The following is a 19855-nucleotide window of genomic DNA, read 5'->3' on the forward strand; positions in this document are numbered from 1 at the left end:
TTTTAACTAACATCAACTCAGATTAAGTGCTCTAGCATGAGCTTAATTTTGACGAAGATTCAGACACTTACAAATAGATAAGAGTCATTTTCTGTTCGTAATCTAAGAGCCAGCTTATCCAGAATGCTGGTTAACTCGCTTAGTTTTTTAAATAACCTTGATATTTAGTCCGCCAAAACTGGCTTTCTCGTAGATTATTTTTTCCTTCATAAAACTGCGCAAAATTAACATGAGCTGACGGAGAATAAGTTTGAGTTGACAAACGTTTTTGCCAAACAGCTAAATAATGTTCTGGAATATAAGCCACATCATGATATTCCATAAAGGTTAACTTTTTTTCTACCTTATAAGCTTGGTTCGGGTGGTTATCACAGGTTCTCGCTTTAGTGAGAGATAAATCTGAGTCTAGTCCTATTGATTGCCAATAATCAGTGTCTATAACTTGTGTTCCCGCTTTACGAAACACTAAATTAGGCGTGTCGTCGCCAGCACAAATCTGCGCAGCTAACTGCCCTGTTAACGGGTATTCGTCAACAAAACCGGCGAAGTGTGCCAATTCATGCACAAACACGTCGTAACTATCTTGCCGATCTAAAAACATAATTCCGTTATGGACATTTGCTTTACCTTTATCTGCAAATACCACTAAGTGGGTAAAGTTTTGTGCTTTTAAACTTTTTGCCAGTTGTGGTAAATCACAAGCCAAACGACCATCTTCTGTCTGATTCTGCTGGCAATTGATTTTAGCGGGATCAAACCAAATAGTTGGTTCAATACAAATTGGTAAAGTTGCCAATCGTTCGTCATTAGCAAAACGAGACATAAATACTGTAGCTTGAGCTAAGGAATACACGTCGCCAGTAACAAATAATATTTTTTGCGAACAATTTTCTGCAAAAGTAGTTTGACTAGGTAATTGTGGGGTTACTTGGTGTTGTAGATATCGCTCAAAATAAGCACGATAAAAAGATACTTCGGGTTTAGATTTATCAATATGATCTAAGATCACTAAGGATTCTTTATATTTGCCTTTATGCCAAAAAACTAAAGCGTCGTCTAAGGTTAAACTAATGGCTTCTGGTGCAATTTCAGGACTAGAATTGAGTTCATCAAGGGCATGATATAAAACAAGATAAAGGGGAGATAAAGCAATTAATAGAGCAGCTCCCCATCTCAATAACTGCCACATAATTATTGAGTTTGTGACACTGCTGATTCTTCTTCGTTTGTTTGGTCTCTGAGTAAATTAAGCTCTAAACGTGCATACCTGTGTTCTACATATTCAAACACGTTAGTACTAAGCGCCAATTTAAAATAATTTGATGCGATACCACGATTACCTTTTTCGGTGTGGTATTTACCCAAATAGAAATAAGCTTCGCATAAACGGTCGGTTAATTGTTGTTGACTAGTAACGCCACCAATTAAGGCACTTAGCAACTCATTCTCACCTACTTTCCCTAGGTATAAATCCACCAATTTAGTGGCCCAGTTGTCTTCATCTAAGTTTTTGCGTAATCCAGCTAAGGTCTTTATTGCACTAGTTTGGTCAATCCTACTCTCTGCTAAATAACGCCATAAAGCACGGTAGGGATCTGCAGCATTTTTATTATAAAATTCACCAAGATCTCGTACAGCCAAATCCGGACGACCACCGTAATAAAGAGCAATACCACGATTTAAAAATGCAAATTCCATATTAGGATCAATATCTAATGTAGCATCAAAGGCTTCATAAGCCTGAATAAAATCCATTTGTTGGGTATAATGCACACCCATAGAATTATAAGCTTCAGCCAAATCTGGTTTAAGTTGAATAGCTTGATTAAAATCGTATTGAGCTAAACCAGACAACCCCACACTGTCATATAAAGTGCCGCGCTGATGTAATAATTGTGCTCTTTGTTCATCTTCTAGTTCTGCTTGTCCCAAAATATGACTGTAACGAGCTATGGCCAATTGTGATCTTGGATTCATAGGTGCAGGCTCGGCAAGTAATAAATTACCCATCTGTGCTCTTGATTGAGAGTCATCATAATGGCTGGCACAGCCCATTAACAATGTGCTAATAAATATAAAAAAGACGATAGATTTCTGCATAATAAAGAAGGATATTTACCCGAAAAAAGAATGTTTATTAAGATTGAATTAAGCATGAACATTAACTCAATAATTAATAAAAACACACATAAAAATTATGTCGTAGAGTCGCTTATTTACACTAAAAAGTAAAGTTGCCATATTATCCCCGTAAGAATAATTGAATTTAACTTGTATCAATTAGTAAAAATAACGCAAACTAGTCGGCCTTTAAAATAACACAAGGCCTATAATTGACATGTTCCAGTCATTGCCTGAGGTGACTACACCTCTTATTGAACAAGCATTGCAAGCTCAAAAAAATGCTTATGCACCCTACTCAAAATTCCATGTTGGCTCGGCTATAATCGATGAAGCAGGACAAATTCACAGCGGTTGTAATGTCGAAAATGCAGCTTATCCATTAGGCCAGTGTGCTGAAGCAGGTGCCATATCCGCTATGGTTTTGTCTGGCAATAAACTGATCAAACATATTGTGATTATTGGCCCAACTACAGATTTTTGTCCACCTTGTGGCGGTTGCCGTCAAAAAATAGCTGAGTTTGCTGATGGGCAAACCCAAATACATATGGTCAAAAAATCAGGGGAAATAAAAACAGTAGCTTTTAAAGAACTACTGCCCTTTTCATTTGGCTTTGAAAAAACCGATGATTGAACTATGAACACTCTTAGGTTTGTGACTGTTTACTATCATTCCAAGGTGCTATTTTAAATAACATCAACATGCCAGGTAAGGCGCATACAAAACAAATCACAAAGAATTGGGTATAACCTACCGACTCAATAATATAACCCGTTGCCGCACTAACAAAAGTGCGAGGTATAACAGCAATACTGGTTAATAATGCAAATTGGGTAGCGGTAAAATGTTTATTGGTAGATTTAGCCATAAATGCAATCAAAGCAACTGAACCTAAACCAACACCTAAATATTCTAAACCACTGGCAAGAGCTAAAACGAAGTGGTTATAACCCACCATAGACAGTAATACATAACCTAAAATGGAGACGATTTGAAAGCCTCCAAAAACCCATAAACTACGATTAATACCTAATTTAATCATAGCTACACCGCCTAGAATGGTGCCTACTGTGGCGCCAATTGTTTTAGATATTTTAGCAATTGAACCTATCTCTACCGTAGAAAACCCCATGTCCATAAAAAATGGCGTTTCAAGGGCAGTAGCCATGCTATCTCCAAGCTTATACAAAATAATGAATAACAATATCCACATAGCATCTTGCCAACCACTACGTTGAAAGAACTCTTTAAATGGTTCGATAACTGCTGACCGCAAGGTTTGTGGTTCGTCACCAGGGGTTGACGATTCTTTGATCAATAAAGTCGAAATCAAACCAACTAGCATAAATGCCGCAACAGACAAATGTGCCACAGACCAAGGAAAGAAGCCGGCAAGTATCATAGCCAAAGATCCAGGTACAAAAGACGAAATCCGGTAAGCTTGGGCATAAAATGCATTGCCCGCGCCTAGTTCGTCATCGGGCAAAATCTCTCGTCGATAAGCATCAATCACTATATCTTGGCTGGCGCTAAAAAATGAAATAGCAGAGACAATAATAATAATATTTGTCAGGTCGGTATGAGGATCGAACAAGGCCAAGGAGCTCATCAGAGTTATCAGGCCCAATTGGGTCACAAACATCCAGCCTCGACGACGGCCTAAAAATGGCAGCACAAAACGATCCATTACCGGCGACCAAAGAAACTTCCAAGTGTAGGGAAATAACACCAAGTTTATTAAACCGATAGTCGCTAAATCTATATCTGCAGAACGTAACCAAGCGGGTACAAACTGAATTAATAGATAAAGAGGTAAACCCGAAGAAAAACCAGTGGTAATACAAACAAGCATACGCTTATTTAAAATGGCTTCTTTAAAACTTTTTTTTTGATTCATTTACATACAACATTAAAAAAGACTAGATGACTCGGTAACAATACCGAATGATAATGGAGAAAGCTCCGTGCAATTAACTTACTCAGAAAGAATTACTCGATTTCTACCTGCAGCTTTGGCTTGGTACAATGCTTTGTCAGCAGATTCTAACCACTGGGCACTATCTTTATAGCTTTTTTGAAAACCTGCAATGCCAATACTAATGGTGAATGAAATATTGATACCAGCATAATCCACTACACATTTTTCAACTAAACGGCGAAGGCGCTCTGAGACAAATTCTACGTTAGCCACAGGTGTGTTGGGTAAGATGATAGCGAACTCTTCACCACCATAACGGCCAGCAACATCAGTTTCTCGAATAGTTTTTTGAATAATCCCAGCTAAAGCTTTGATCACTTCATCACCTGCAGGATGACCATAAGTATCATTCACTTTTTTAAAATGATCGATATCCAACATGATTAGTGAAGATTCAGTATCACTTCTTTTTGTTCTTTTGAATTCCATATCAAATTGTTCATTCCAATAACGTCGATTATATAACCCAGTCAAACCATCTACTCGACTAATTTCCTTTAACTGGGTATTAAGTGATTGCATGACCAAACGGCTTATTGCTTCATCTGTTACGTCATAAATAACCAAACAAACTTGATCCACATCTCCGCTCAAAGAGGCCAACGGGAAGATAGTAATATTTTGGTACATGAACTCGGCTTTAGAAGTGATAGGTCTATTACTATCGAATCGAAATAAAAAAGGACGCTGCTCCCAAATAACAAATACTGGGCTCTTTAAGGAAAATGCAGGGGCAGCTTTGCGGGTAAACCACTCTTTATCTATTTCAGGAAAAAACTCAAATACACTTTTACCTTGAATAATGCTTGGTACAATACTGCTATGGTTCTCCATAAACTGGTTCCATACCTGAACATTAAATTCTTTGTCGAGTACCACTATTCCTACTTCTATCGAGCCTAATAAGTCATGTTTCCAATGCATTTCAGCTAAACTATTATCAACAGCCATAAAAACGTACCTTAAGAATGAGAGGTGACAAGTTTATCGAATACTAAGTCGATAGATTTGTTAGGAAACAACAAGAGTAAATCAAAGTTAATATTTTGGCTTTTAATTGAATAAGCAATTTCAATAGCCAACATGTCTTCTGTTCTTTGTCTGGTATGTTTAAGAATATCTTCTAAATCACAATGTCGTCCCAAAATAATTGGATGGTTATGGCTAAATACCGCATGGAGTTGTGCAGAAAGCGCTCGTAAGCAAGCTCCAATCAAAATATTGGAGACATCCATTAACGCTTCTAATTCTAAAGAACCAGTACTTTTGCCTTCTGTATATTTGAGAAGTTTCACCATGTTGGCAAAGTTTGAGTCGTTAAATATGACTAAGGCTTCACCATTGATACCAGCACTAATAAAGCCTTGAGAGACTGCAGAAACACTTTCATTACGCTGTATATCGGCCATGGCCATGTGTAATTCGGTATTTGTGATTAAATTAACACTGGGGATTGGCAAATCAATAAATTCACCTAATAATTTAGCTAAACTTTCACCAGCTTGCCCCATAGCAATGTTTGCCATTTCTCGATAGGCATCAAGCTTATCAACGCTAGACTTTTTATTTGCAGAAGCAACGGCTTCGGCTCTTTTAGATGAACTTGCGTCACCAGAGTACAAACCATATTGGCTTAATATGTCTATTAATGTGTTATTTTCAATAGGTTTGCGAATGAAATCAATCACCCCTAAATCTAACATTCGTTTACGGGCTTCTGGTTGAACATCTCCAGACACAACAATCACCAACACTGGCAGATCTTCATTTTTGATGATCTGCATGGTTTGATAACCATCTAACACAGGCATATTTAAGTCGAGAAACATGACCTCAGCTTTGCCCGCCCGGATTATCTCTAAGGCTTGTTCTCCGTGCTCAGCAAAACTGACATCTACATCCCATCCATCTGGTATCGAGCGCTCCATTTGTTTACGAGCAAAACTTGAATCATCACAAATTAATATGGGAGTCGTCATTTTTAACTGTCACCTAATTTAGTGTTATTACACAAATTAAATTGCTACTGAAGCCTTAATATGAGCATGAGATTGATAGTCAGTTAATTCAAAATCACTGATTTCAAAAGAGAAGATGTCTTTAACTTTAGGGTTAATTAACATTTTCGGCAGAGCGTAAGGTTCACGAGAGAGTTGCAACTCAGCTTGTTCTAAATGATTCACATATAAATGAGCATCACCTAAAGTATGAATAAAATCACCCACTTCTAAATCACACACTTGCGCTAACATCATAGTAAATAGTGCATAACTGGCAATATTAAAAGGTACACCTAGAAAAACATCACCGCTTCTTTGATATAACTGGCAAGATAACTTACCGTTTAATACATAAAACTGAAACATTGTATGACAAGGAGGTAAAGCCTGCCGACCTTGCGCTGCATTTTCCTTGGGCGAAAACTTTGTATCAGGCAGAACGGCTGGGTTCCATGCACTGACAATCAAACGCCTAGAATCTGGGTTAGTCTTTATTTGTTCTACCAGTTCACTAATTTGATCAATAACCTGACCATCAGTACCTTCCCAACTGCGCCATTGTTTACCATACACAGGTCCTAATTCACCGTCGTCAGTTGCCCATCCATCCCAAATTTTCACGTTATTATCAGTTAAATAACGAATATTGGTTTCACCTTTTAAAAACCACAATAACTCATGGATAATAGAACGCAAATGGCACTTTTTAGTAGTCACTAACGGAAAACCTTGGCTTAAATCAAAGCGCATCTGATAACCAAAAACACTTAATGTACCTGTACCTGTACGATCTTCTTTTTTTGTTCCAGTTTCTAATACATGGCGCATTAACTGTAAATATTGCTGCATTTTTTGTTCTCAATTCTGTATTTTGTGGATAACTACACGTATCTAATTGCCGGCTCTGACGAGTCCACCTAAACCAGATAATTCTAAATAAAGATTCACTTCGTCACGAACATCTTGTGGATTATTCAAGGTTAAGACTTTAGCCAATAGCTGTTCAGCATCGCTTTGGCTAATATTACGGACAATCCATTTCACTTTCGACAAATTATGATTATTCATGCTGAGTTTTCGATAACCCATAGCTAAAAGTAACACGACTCCACCTGGTTCACCTGCTAATTCACCACATACTGTAATAGGTTTTTGTAATACACCAGCTGTTTTAGCTATAGTATGTAATGCACTTAACACCGCAGGATGATAACTATCGTATAAATCAGCGACCCGAGAATTATTTCGATCGACGGCCAATAAGTATTGGGTTAAATCGTTACTTCCTACCGAGAAAAAGTCGACTATTTTGGCTAACTGAGGCAGCTGATAAATCACCGCAGGCACTTCTAACATCACACCAATTTGAGGCCGATATAAATGTTCACCTTGCTGCTGGGCTTCTTCTTCTACCTCATAAAAAGCTTGTTTAATTAAACGTTTAGCTTCGCTCACCTCACTTACAGAGGTAATCATGGGTAACATAATACGTAAATTTTCTAGGCCAATACTGGCCCGTAACATAGCCCGAATTTGGACTAAAAATATTTCTGGGTGATCTAATGTTAAACGAATACCACGCCAACCCAAAAATGGATTTTCCTCAGTAATAGGAAAATAAGGCAATGGTTTATCACCACCAACATCGAGTGTACGCATAGTGAAAGGTTTATTCGGTTCAGCGATTAACAACTCACGGTATAAGTCAGCTTGCTCTTGTTCGGTTGGAAAACGCTCGCGCATCATAAATGGAATTTCAGTTCTAAATAAGCCAACACCATCAGAATCAGGGTTGTTGTTACTTTCAGATTCTAATGACAAACCTGCATTGACAAATAAACTAATTTGACAATTGTCTGTAGTAACTGCAGGTAAGCTGTCTACTGCATGAATGCGTTCTGATAATAGCTGCTCTTCTAGAACCAGTTGTTCAAATTCACGTCGGATAGTGAGGTTGGGCGATACAATCACATCACCGGTATAACCATCGAGCAAAATTTCTTTTTCGTTCAATAAATTGATAGGGATATTAGTCACCCCCATTACGGCAGGTACGCCCATTGCCCTAGCCATAATTGCCGCATGAGAGTTATTTGAGCCGCGCATAGATACTATGCCCACTAACTTTTCACTTGGGAATTCTGCCAGCATAGCCGCTGTGACTTCTTCAGCAATAAGAATCGAATGTTGTGGCGGTTCGCGCTTAATGGTGACCCCAGAAGTAATGCCTAGGATATTCGCCAGCACCCGGTTACCCATGTCTTCAACATCAACCGCGCGCTCTCGCATGTAGGGGTCATTCATAGATTGAAATTGACGTACATACCCCTCTACCACCATCTTCAGTGATGTAGGAGCATCCCAACCCTCTTTGATTTTCTTTTCGACTTCACGACCTAAACTATTGGCGTCTAACAAATGGTGATATAGCTCAAAGATGGCTCTAACATCATCAGGCACTTCGTTTTGCATACGCTCAGACAATACAGCCATATCATCTTGGGTTTGTTTTACAGCTTGACGATAGTTTGCAATTTGAGTTTCGCTGTCGTCACTACGCTTGTGAGTATGATTGTGCAGACTGACCAATAAATTTAATAAATAACCTGTACCACTTGCAAGCCCTGATGAACCTGGCACACCACGTAATGACTTTTGCCAATCTTTTGGCACATTTTCAGTTAATGAATTAATAGACCCCCGAGCTTTAGCATTGGCTATTTCCACAGCCAATTGCATAGCCAAAGTGACTAAAAAGGCTTCTTCATCTTCACTGAAGCGTCTTTTTTCTCGCTGCTGTAACGTTAACACCCCCAAAACTTTACGTTGATGAATAATCGGCGCACCTAAGAATGCGTGATAAAGGTCTTCTTGGACTTCAGGATAATGTTTAAAGCGAGGGTGACTTTGTGCGTCACTAATGTTGATTGGTTCTTCTCGTTGGCCTATCAGACCAATCAAGCCTTCTGAGAAGCCAATAGATACACGTCCAACAGCTTCAGTAGCTAAACCATTAGTGGCTGTTAAGGTAAAATGCTGTTGGTCGTAATCAGCAAGATAAATACTACATGAGTCAACGCCTAGGGCTTCGATTAAGCGATTTGCCAGACAGTTTAATGCATCATCCAATACTGGAATTTGATTCACTTCCTGAACAATACGTTTAAGCGTAGTTAACATATACCCTTTTCACCTTGTAATATTAAGTCTTACGACGACGCTTGGATTTATTTGATTGCCCTTGAGTATTCGGGGCATTATCTGGCATGGCTGTTGAAGAAAATTCTTTCATTACACGCCTGTATACATCTTTTTTAAACGACACAACGTTTCGTACGGGATACCAAAAGCTAACCCAACGCCAATTATCGAATTCAGGATGATTAGACTGCAACAGATCGACATCGTCTTCATTACAAGTTAATTGCAATAAAAACCATTTCTGTTTTTGGCCAATACATACAGGATTACTGCCTTGACGAACTAATCGTTTAGGTAGTTTATAGCGCAACCAATTTTTGGTCACAGACAATATTTTTACATGTTCCGGCCGCAAGCCCACTTCTTCGTGAAGCTCACGATACATAGTTTGCTCAGCAGTTTCACCTTCATCAATTCCGCCCTGCGGAAACTGCCAAGAATGTTGCCCATAACGTCTAGCCCAAAAAACTTGACCTATCTCATTACAAATCACTATGCCAACGTTGGCGCGGAATCCTTCGGCATCAATCACTTAGACTCCCGAGAACTCAATTCTTTTAATGTACTGCATTCTTCCATAAACTAGCGATCATGCAAAGCAATAAAAAACATAAGACACAGCCTGTACCTAATGAAACAATATATTTTTCCAAGTAGCGAGCCAAAAACGGCTGAACAACTTATGTCTAGAGCCGAAAGATTAGCAGGATTGACTTTGGGGGAGCTGGCCGACTTCAATAAAATTAAAGTCCCGACAAACTTTAAACGAGAAAAAGGCTGGAGCGGACAGCTGATAGAACTTTGTCTCGGCGCCACTGCAGGCTCTAAATCACAACAAGATTTTGCCAAGCTCGGAATTGAATTAAAAACCATTCCTATAGATGAAAACTGCCGCCCGCTGGAAACTACCTATGTGTGTTACGCGCCTTTATTAGATATTGCTGGTGTAGAATGGCATACCAGTAATGTACGCAATAAGATCCAACAGGTGTTATGGGTCCCAATCGATGGCAGACGAGACATACCGCCAAAAGATAGGTGTATCGCTACCCCATTTTTATGGACACCCAGTCCCGAGCAAGACAACCAACTGCGTATGGATTGGGAAGAATTAATGGAAATGATATCCCTAGGCGAGATAGAAAAAATTACAGCTAAACATGGTCAATATCTACAAATACGACCAAAAGCTGCGGATGGCTCTGCGTTAACCGATGCAATAGGAAAAAATGGCCATAAAATAAAAACTAGACCAAGAGGTTTTTACTTACGTAAAGAATTTACTTCTCAGCTGTTAGCTGATTATTTTGGGGTGTAGATGGAAGGCAGAATGTTGCAGCCTAAGTAACCTGAATACTGGATAAGCCGAACCTCTCGATAACGCTCTTTTTGTGCCTAGTGGCGTTGGGCTACCTCTACCTAGCCGCGTTGGAGGAGAGTCTAGCAATAACACGTTATTAGCAGGGGCTGTTAATCTTTGGTGATTGCTTTTGCAGCGAATTGTGCGGTATTTATACAATAAAGCACGAATGTAATGTAGTTGTTCTACCTTAATGAGTGATGAAGCAGTAGAAATGCCGCACAAACGCTGCCCGAAGGGTTCTGCCTAAACGCTTTTTACTCTTTGTTGCTGACTTTTGACTTAGCCCATCAGGTTAAGCATAATGGGGCAAAGATGAGCAGTGGCTAGATTCGAGCTACGAGCAAAGAAAAGCAGTCGTTAACGTCGAGGTGCAATATTATTGATTTAAAAGGCGAATCACTCTATCTATCTTTCGCTGAAATACCTTTAATCGGATGAGTAAAATCGGCAATTTCCGCCTTAGTATAGCTAGTATTTATCCGTTTAGTTGATGCGGGTTGCTCCTGTAAAGAGACTCCGGCTCGATAAGCAGTTTTAGGTCGAATTGGGCGAGGACAAAAACCTCCCGCACAGTTAGGGCAAACATTACCTAGCATATTGTCAACGCAGTCTTTGCAGAAAGTACATTCGTAAGTACAAATATAAGCTTCAGTCGAAGAGGCAGGAAGATCTTTATCACACCCTTCACAATTAGGTCGTAATTCAAGCATAAGTAACTCCTTACAATAAAAATACTGTTACCAATAACACTGCGCTTTAATCGAAAATACAAATAAAACAGCGGCTAAATATAAATACCGAGCTTAAAACAAAAAATCGCTCCCTGCTAACTATATGCAGAAATAACAAGATGCCCCATAAACCAGCAAACCTAGTTTTATGAAATAGAAAGCCAAATATTGATTTTAATCTCCGCCGCCACAGCCTCCTCCACCACTATCGCCTGCACAGCCACCATCTCCCGCACTACCGGCACAACCAGAAGAGCAACCGATATGACTACCACAGAATCCAGTTGCTGAACTTCCAGTACCGTTATTGGAAGACGTTGACCTCATACAATTCAGCTCATATAAAAAACCATCCTCAATATTTAATCTGCCATCTAAAGCAAAAATAAGCGGCAAACGCTTAGGTTTAAAAGGATTTATTTGCTCTCTATGACAACTGATCCGCCATGCTTTTTTTATACCCAACTGTGCCCTACTTTCAGATTTCATGGCTTCAGCAGGGGTATGATGAACAAAATGTCCCACTGCCTTCGAACAGAATTGAGCATATTCTTTGGTAAAAAGAATAAACTCATGCCAAGCGACATCAACAACTTGAGATGGCATTGCCACCATTTCACTACGGGATAATGAAATTAAATGAAAATAATCTCTTAATCCTCGTAGTACTTGTTCCAAATCTGAATGATGCAAGTGTGGATATATTTGCGACACCTTATTTTTAATAGAGTGAGGAAACTCATAAGCATTAATAAATGAAGAGCGTTTTTTCATCAATGCTTTTCGATATATAACAATCGAGATAATCAACACGAAAAAAATGAAAACAACAAGTACAGACACATCCATATTTTATATCCTATCAATACCACAAGGCATAATCTGAGTTTATTCCTTAGCCCAACCGCAGTTGAAAACCGAGTCACAGGTGAATTAATTTTCTTGTTCTGGGGTTGGTTAAGTCACTGTATAACATTAAACAGTATCGAAACGATAGATTCGAGATGCTAGGCAAAGAAAAGCAGCAACCAACAGATAAATTCCAATAAAAAAAATAAAGGCAAAAGCAAAAAACGTTACCACGGAAATTCACAGAAATTAACAAAGTGGCTTCGCCGAACAGACAATGAACCAAGGCTATTCCCCTTATAACTGGCGCTTTAAAAAGGAAATACAAAGCAGCGGTTAGTTACCAATTTCGAACTAGAAAATTAAAGACAAAAGCATGCCTGTCTGCAACCGAAACTCAAATATAATCGGATCTGCCCTTCCCCATAAATCAAAAAAACAACACCTGAAAAAATAGACCAAAATATTGATTTTATTAACTATTTCGTCTTTGTTAAAGTAAGAAATAGCACAATTTTTTGTATCAAAAACGAGTAACATAGCTATCAAAGATAAGCCTAAATTGACTGCTATTTTATGAATTTTAGTGAAGATATGCGTAACAAAGTTAAATCTTATCTATGAGAAAAAACACTACCAATAATCGTAACCAGATACCCGTTAATAATAAATATTATTATAACTAAATAACGCTACTCTTAACTTCCAATTTACTCTTACATTGAATGGTTAAAAATAATTTTATGAAAAGAACCTTATCTACATATAGTTTATTGTTCGTTATTATACAGACACTCACAGCCTGTACCGATACAACTAAAGCCCCAAAGGTCGCTAGAGAAGCAAAAACACTAAGTGCCGATATTATTGAATTATCCGCGATACAAGACTTTGCAGATTTAGCTGACACAGCAACAGATGATTATGTGCCGTCATACATAGACCACAATACCAATAGCCGGGCGGTGGATGCCGCTATTTATAAAGACAAATTTTCAGCGGCACACACTACATTTACCGGTGCCTATGGTATTTATACCGCAACCCTCACAGCCTTAACTGAAATTGACGGAGAGAGTCAATATAGTCTCAGTGTTGGAGATAAAAAACTAAGTCTTGCCACCAACCCGAGTAACCAAGAGGATTTTTCTGAAACTACTCACATCTGGTCAAATATCGAAATTTTTCATGGAGAAAAAATCACCGTTGAGTTCAACTCAGTGACCAACGGCAAGATCCCTGAAGATGAAATCACTGCTTATTCAAGAGGCCGCTGGACAAAAGTTGAATTTAGCTGTGTAGCATTATGTGAGAACAACGCCAAGCAAAGTCAAACCGCATACGTTGAAAAGGATGGTGTACTCGTCATAGATTTAGCGAACACCTCTCCACCTAAAAATTGGCAAATAATTGAAAAAGACTCAAGCAACGAAAAGAGTTACATAAAATGGATAGACAATGACTATTACGACTCTCCTGGAGTAGGTATTATCCCCCTAACCATTCAGATAAATAATCCTGGCCGTTATCGGTTTATCTGGAGTAATTTAATCACCTTTGGTGAAGCAACCACAGATGCAAATGATAGCTGGCTAAAAATTATTTCACCGCATTTTTTCGCTAAAAACCAAGAAACTAATACAGTGGTTTGTCCAAAAGAACACAACAGCAATAACCATTGTAAAGGGCTCGAACCTGAAGGAGCAGGCAACAAAGGCTGGTTCAAAATATATCGTTTTGGCGGACCAGTAGATAGCTGGTTGTGGGCTACTGCCACCAATGACAATGATCCCCATAGTATTTTTGCAGACTTCCCACAAGCGGGTACCTACAGCCTATTAATATCTGGACGTTCTAAAGCCCACGCCATTAGTCGTTTGGTGCTATTCAGGCAAGATAATGAAAAGAACAATGTAAGCGAAGCACTGGCCACAAGTTTCGACTTAGCAAGCAGTAAAAAACGTAAACTTAGTCTTTAATACAAGGCTATCACCTAGCCACTATTGATTATGCAAACTCAGCACAATTGTCAGTATTAGCGACTGACAATTGTGGCTTTTACCTGTTATACCAACGCCAATAAATAAATGTAAACGCAGCGAAAACTTGATGGGATTGGTATAAATTATATTTTTATAGATAAGCTTCGATGATTTGCTGCACTATGCTATCCATAGTATTTGCTTGAATGTCTGGCTTTAAATACAGCGCGTGGTAAGGAGCATTCGACCTATTAATGTAGGCTGCATTTAGACCCACAGATAAAGCACCATGGGTATCCCAATCATGTGTTGCAACAAGACAAAGATTTTCTACCGGCTCTGCTAAAACCTTCGCCGCAAATCTATAGGCATTGGGATTGGGTTTAAAACTTCCAGTTTCTTCGACAGATATAATTTCATCAAACAAACTTGTTAATCCAGCATTTTTTATTTGGCTAGAAATAAGGCTCAAGGATGAGTTAGAAAAAGCGACCGTTTTAAATCCATTTTCGCGTAATTTACTTAGCGCCCCCTTAATATCTGAATGTGCTTGTAAATTAGCAAACGCACTTAATAGCTCAGTGCGTTTCGATTCAGATAATTTTAATTGGTAATTTGCCGCGACTGACTCAAGCATGACATCAGCGAGTTTAGCAAAATTTGTATGCACATTTGTAACCACACAGACTGTTGAAGAATGTAGTAATTTCGAAAACCATAATGATAAAGCTTCTTCACTACCAAAAGCCTCAGTAAATTTTGGCTGCAAAGACTTCAAATTTAGAACTGTCTCGTTTATATCAAAAAGAATGACTTTATTTCTCATTTACAACTTTTCCTCATTTAAGGCCAGCAAATACAACACAGGTATAAAGGCCGCAGATTTGGCAAGATCATTGTAAGTCATTAGCTTCGATAACCACAGATACTTGTTGGTAGACAGATAAAGGCAAAGACCAAAACAACCATTCTCATCATCAATCACTAGCCGTTACCTCCCCCCATAAACCAACTAACTAAACGTTATAAAAATAGAGATTAAGACATTAATTTAATCAAGCTTGATTATTTTTATTACAATTAGTGTACCTACGATTCTTTTGTCATTTATCAACTCATGTGGACATATTATTCCTTCGGCAAAATTTCTACCGAACGCAAACTCGATATATTTTGAATTAATAAGGGAACGACGCCAAGTACCGCAGCTAAAGTACTCAAGACAGAATCAAAGGCAATATTGGCGCTAAAAATAACCAAAATGAATAGTATGGCTACCAACATAAATAGAGGTGCACGTAAATTGTGCCACAAACTAGTTCTCGTTTTATCTACCCATTCTTCTACTTGGCTGAGAGGCTCAGCCGTTAAAATAAATTGTCTAAAACTTTCATTTACTAAGTGCCATCCACTGTCTCGATAAATTAACCCCCGACGTTGTAGATGTCCTATAGCTTCAACATTGGCTGGATTGAGTTTAGCACCATGGGCTAATTGCAGCAGCGTAAGACGTTCGTCGGTGCAACACTGTTCCCAGCGTAAGCGATAAGCTGGGCGTGCATGGTGCACAAAAAACTCAACAATTTGTTGTGGCGACCAATAATCATTTAACTGCAAATCATCATCGCTAATAGGTTGTTTTAATTGCTCTGCTTGCTGCTGTAATTTAATCGCTCGATGATAGGTAATAAATATCTCTTTAATTTGTTTTAGTTCAGGCCAATGGGTTGATTCGTGTATTAGCATCGATGTGGCATCCGGAGATGTGGTTAGAGTGCTTTTTTTTCGCGCCACCCAATAATAGTGCATGTCATAATCACGTAATAATTGACTCCATTGCCACAATTCTCTTTTATCAGGCGCTTCTTTTACGTCATGAGCAGGGAAATTTTCAGCTTGGCTAAGAAGTAACATTGGTGACACTTCAGACACAATGATTAAATCAATTTTTTGTTGCTGTAGACGTTTAAGTACCGCCAAAGCTTGAGTGCGACTTTTACGCTTAAATAAATTTTGAGCAAGTCCTTGTAGAACAATGAGCGGGGTGTGTTCTTGGCCTTGAATTGTATCGATCTTTGGCAAATCTACCTGCCCATCAGCATCAGTCCAATCTTCTATATAGCTAATATTACCATCATGGATGGGAATTTTGTGAGCTCTGAAAGCACTTTCTAGGTCTAACTGACTTAATTGGCTAATAAATTGTAAGCGCATTTGGCCACTAATTTTTAACTCTTGTAAACGCTGCCAAATATATTCACTATGCTCAGATTCTGAGGGAGGTCTGAGGCGATAACTATCAAAAATATGCTCACCTAACAATTTACGACTAACTAAAAATAGACCGGCATAATATACCCCCATAATCACTACAACTGTGATGATTAGTATTTGTGCCCAAAACGCCTTACTCGCCGCTTGCATAAAGCGATTAGGGTCGTATTGTAATAATTTTTTGTTACTACTTTGGATGTTATTAGCAGCCTCAAATTGATATTCAGCGGCAACATGAGTTTTAAGCTTTAAATTTTTGATAATCGTTTTTAAAAAAGGATCGTTATCAGAGTAAATATTATTTGACTCTCTATCCACAATAGACAGCCAACTCTCTATATGCTTTGTATCTGGCGGGTTCACTCCTGGAAATAAATTGGCATGTTCAATTACTGGTGAGACCGGAGGCAAACCTAACATGTCATTATTATTTTGTTTCAATAACTTTCTATAATGCTTAGCTTGTTGAGCCACTTTTTGCTGTTGTTCTTGTAAATATTGATTTTGAAAAGTGGCTTGGCCGGCAAGCATATAACCATTAACACTGTTAATTAAAATAACTGCTGGCACCATAGTAATTAAATATATATTTGCCGCTAGATACCAAAGGTAACCCATCGATACTCTTCGGTTTAACAATGCAAGACTAGTGTTCTTATTACTACTAAAGAAAAGTTTGTTTTGACTTTCCTTGGTCTTTTTCCACAATAACAATGAGGCCAGTATAAAAAATGTAACGCCGGCCCCTAAGTTCAGCCATTCAGTTGAATTTACTTGTGTGGAGCTATTATTGTTTGCAGGTAAAAAACACATCACAAAACAAACAAACAACCCGCATGCAAAAGGAATAAAAAAGGGAGTTCTAAATAAAATACTCGGCTGCGGTAGGAAGCGCTTAACAAGCGCTTTAAAAGCTAATCTTTTTTCATGTAAAGCAATGGGAACAAGTCTATATTGCAAGACGACTAGGATCAGACTCAAAGTAAAAAAGAAAAAAGCTAAGCGAGGTAGAACGTTATTGAGCACCCCCATACTTAATAATTGCATGATACAGGCAGACCATATCCATAGGGCAAGCCATTTGTACCTAATGCGAAAAGCTAATGGTCGGTTGTCGTCATGTTGATAATGAAGAATCCGAGCCCATAATCCTTGAAGGCTCAAATAGCGGCTGAGTAACACCAAAGGGATAAGCAACAATAGGTATAAAATCACAGCAAGAAATACCAATAACATATTTACTTGCGAGGCTTCCTCTTGATTATAAAAAACCACCAAGCCCCACTCAGGTATATCTTTATGTAACTTCCCAAGAGTCACATTATGTGGAGCATGGCGATATTCCAGTTCTAAATTAGTTGGTTTATCTACGTTTAAATCTGTTAAGTGCTGCATAGTAGTGAGTAATTGTAAATTGTGCGCATTTTCGGCAAAAAAGTTTTCTACTAAACTACGCTCCTCATTGCTGTGGTATAAAACCTGACCTTGTTGATCAATCACCGCAAACCCGAAGTTATTAGGTAAAATACGCTGATTTAAACTAGTTAATGAAGTACCAATTGAACTTAAGTACTCTGTATTTTTACTATTAACTTTACTATCAAATTGGTGCTTAAAAACTAACTGGCTATTAAAACGGGCGTCATGAATATTGCGGATTCGTTGAATGAAAAATGGCTTATCTTTATCTTTTGTTTCTCCTTCCCAGTTCCAAAGCGGGCCATGCCAACCCCGTTGAAAGTATTCACGTCCCTTTAAATCAACTAGTTTTGTGTTGTATAGGGCTTTATGTGGTTGGTATATAGTTGGATTTTGCTGATCATCAAAACCCGAAAAATAACCGTTTTTGTTCAGTAAAAACCAATTCTCGATAAAATAGGCGTTATCATTATCTGCTAATGATACTCCCCCCTCTGTTAATAGGGTGCAATTTCTTAGTTGTGATTTAACTACCTCAGCTGTGGGAGTGGGGATTGATGACTCATTACATTGGGCATTGCCCCCCTGCTGGATATTTTTAAAATAGTTATAATCGAGTTCAATCAGTTTGTTCAACTCATAGCTAAAGTCATGCCTAATCTTGTTGTGTAAACTTTCACTCTGAATGTTTTTTTGTTGCAACCAATAGCGATAAAAAAGCTGATCAGAAATAGCAATGGCCAAAACTCCAAATAAAATAAATAAACCCAGAATAAATTGGCTCACATCGGATCGTGAGTAGCTGTAGGTCGGCGCACAATATTGAATTTTTAAAATAGGTAATATTGCCACCAGCAGAACTAAACTAAGCACGGCCCATAAAGCCGCAGTATTGCCGATTTTCAAATTATTCAAAACAACGTCTTGTTTTTCTACAAAGGCTAACAAGTAAATATCCTGGGTTGACTGACTTTTTTCGTCGGTCAAACTCAGGTTTGTTAATTTCATTGGCTGTCGATAAATTCGCAGGTGAAGTCCTGCTAACTCTCGGTCGATAGAATCACTTACGCTTGTTTCCGTCTTCTCGTCTTTTGCTAAGTTATCTGTACTCGCTAGATAACTTTTAACAGCTGAAAACCTTAAGTCAGAAAGATTTTTAGCAAGATCTGCGTGGCGTTTTTCGGCCAAAATATTGCCATCTTTATCACTAACGATAAGCAAAGGAAAAGGACTTAAATGGCTTGGGATAAGATCCAAAATTGGAGTAGTGATTTTGAATTCTTCAATATCAATTCTAATAGCTTGTTCATTAGGGTCCAATTGTAAAGTAAACTCAGTGCTATCTGTTTCTGGAGATTTATTGCTATTTTTGAGGACGTTTAAGTGCTTAAAATTTTGTGTGGCGTTGAGCAGGTTTTTAAATTTATTAATGTCGAGATCGAAATTAGTATCAATCTGCTTATTATCGGACTTACTGGTTTCTCCAGCCTGAACTTCTATAAATTCTTGGCGAACACTTGTGCTGAGTAAATTAATTGATTGCTGCAAACTTTTTGCCGCTTCATTCAGTTGTCGCAAATAACGGTGGTTTTGTTGAATTTCATTTTGCTGAATTTTTAAAAAGTAATATGCAGCACCGATTAAAATAATAATCAGTAGTAATATGCTGTAGCGTTTAAATGCAGACTGTTTTTTACCGGGCATACATAACTCACATTCACTAGTGAAATTATTTATGCAATCAGTATGGGATAGTAATATGTATTGCGCAAATTACGAACAGAACTATACCGTAGACGATAAAATCAGATTCGCGATGATAGAAACGAACTACGAGCCTAAACATGGACTTCTATAACATGACTTGTCTTATCAAGCGATCCACCAGCAGGTAAACCAGACCACACTTTGTGTGCCCAGCATATGCCTTAACTTT

15 protein-coding genes are annotated in these 19855 nt (G+C 38.3%); 3 read left to right on the plus strand and 12 right to left on the minus strand.

Annotated features, from left to right (window positions below):
• Positions 1–139 precede the first annotated feature (139 nt).
• Together GQR87_RS18385 and nlpI are read right to left on the minus strand one after the other, a co-directional pair.
• Complete coding sequence (locus GQR87_RS18385) at positions 140–1189, minus strand: hypothetical protein (protein WP_158971886.1); 1050 nt, start codon at positions 1187–1189, stop codon at positions 140–142.
• Positions 1190–1191: 2 nt separating this feature from the next.
• Positions 1192–2100 carry a lipoprotein NlpI gene (gene nlpI, locus GQR87_RS18390; protein ID WP_158971888.1) on the minus strand — a complete coding sequence of 303 codons (909 nt, stop codon included), beginning with the start codon at positions 2098–2100 and terminating at the stop codon, positions 1192–1194.
• Positions 2101–2338: 238 nt separating this feature from the next.
• Between nlpI and cdd the strand changes: the two genes are divergently transcribed.
• Positions 2339–2755 (plus strand): cytidine deaminase, encoded by a 417-nt coding sequence (gene cdd / locus GQR87_RS18395; protein ID WP_158971890.1) that lies wholly within the window; start codon positions 2339–2341, stop codon positions 2753–2755.
• A 13-nt stretch (positions 2756–2768) separates the two neighbouring features.
• Here cdd and GQR87_RS18400 read toward each other — a convergent pair whose 3' ends face one another.
• The 6 genes from GQR87_RS18400 to rppH form a co-directional block, all read right to left on the minus strand.
• Positions 2769–4019, minus strand: a complete 1251-nt coding sequence (locus GQR87_RS18400; RefSeq protein ID WP_158971892.1) for an AmpG family muropeptide MFS transporter — start codon at positions 4017–4019, stop codon at positions 2769–2771.
• A 78-nt stretch (positions 4020–4097) separates the two neighbouring features.
• On the minus strand, positions 4098–5051 hold the full coding sequence (locus GQR87_RS18405; protein ID WP_158971894.1) for a sensor domain-containing diguanylate cyclase: 954 nt from the start codon (positions 5049–5051) through the stop codon (positions 4098–4100).
• 11 nt (positions 5052–5062) lie between these two features.
• On the minus strand, positions 5063–6079 hold the full coding sequence (locus GQR87_RS18410; protein WP_158971896.1) for a response regulator: 1017 nt from the start codon (positions 6077–6079) through the stop codon (positions 5063–5065).
• Between the two features lie 36 nt (positions 6080–6115).
• The gene (locus GQR87_RS18415; RefSeq protein WP_158971897.1) at positions 6116–6949 is read right to left on the minus strand and encodes a thymidylate synthase; all 834 of its coding nucleotides are present in this window, start codon (positions 6947–6949) and stop codon (positions 6116–6118) included.
• A gap of 42 nt (positions 6950–6991) precedes the next feature.
• A complete protein-coding gene (gene ptsP / locus GQR87_RS18420; RefSeq protein WP_158971899.1) occupies positions 6992–9280 on the minus strand; it encodes a phosphoenolpyruvate--protein phosphotransferase in 2289 nt (762 codons plus the stop codon).
• Between the two features lie 22 nt (positions 9281–9302).
• Positions 9303–9833, minus strand: coding sequence for an RNA pyrophosphohydrolase (rppH, locus tag GQR87_RS18425; protein WP_158971901.1), 531 nt, complete (start codon positions 9831–9833; stop codon positions 9303–9305).
• Positions 9834–9932: 99 nt separating this feature from the next.
• On the opposite strand from rppH, the gene mutH reads away from it, so the two are divergent.
• Positions 9933–10619 (plus strand): DNA mismatch repair endonuclease MutH, encoded by a 687-nt coding sequence (mutH, locus tag GQR87_RS18430; protein ID WP_158971903.1) that lies wholly within the window; start codon positions 9933–9935, stop codon positions 10617–10619.
• Between the two features lie 446 nt (positions 10620–11065).
• On the opposite strand, the gene GQR87_RS18435 is transcribed toward mutH, so the two are convergent.
• Entirely contained in the window at positions 11066–11374 is a 309-nt protein-coding gene (locus GQR87_RS18435; protein ID WP_158971905.1) for a DUF1272 domain-containing protein, read from the minus strand.
• Between the two features lie 195 nt (positions 11375–11569).
• Positions 11570–12169, minus strand: a complete 600-nt coding sequence (locus GQR87_RS18440; RefSeq protein ID WP_158971907.1) for a hypothetical protein — start codon at positions 12167–12169, stop codon at positions 11570–11572.
• An 818-nt stretch (positions 12170–12987) separates the two neighbouring features.
• Between GQR87_RS18440 and GQR87_RS18445 the strand changes: the two genes are divergently transcribed.
• Entirely contained in the window at positions 12988–14223 is a 1236-nt protein-coding gene (locus GQR87_RS18445) for a hypothetical protein (protein WP_158971909.1), read from the plus strand.
• A 154-nt stretch (positions 14224–14377) separates the two neighbouring features.
• Here the strand turns inward: GQR87_RS18445 and GQR87_RS18450 are convergent, their stop codons facing one another.
• The gene (locus GQR87_RS18450; RefSeq protein ID WP_158971911.1) at positions 14378–15052 is read right to left on the minus strand and encodes a haloacid dehalogenase type II; all 675 of its coding nucleotides are present in this window, start codon (positions 15050–15052) and stop codon (positions 14378–14380) included.
• 302 nt (positions 15053–15354) lie between these two features.
• Positions 15355–19623 (minus strand): hypothetical protein, encoded by a 4269-nt coding sequence (locus GQR87_RS18455; RefSeq protein WP_158971913.1) that lies wholly within the window; start codon positions 19621–19623, stop codon positions 15355–15357.
• Positions 19624–19855: the final 232 nt, after the last annotated feature.

It is taken from the genome of Paraglaciecola sp. L3A3 (assembly GCF_009796765.1).
In the GTDB taxonomy this organism is placed as follows: Bacteria; Pseudomonadota; Gammaproteobacteria; order Enterobacterales; family Alteromonadaceae; genus Paraglaciecola.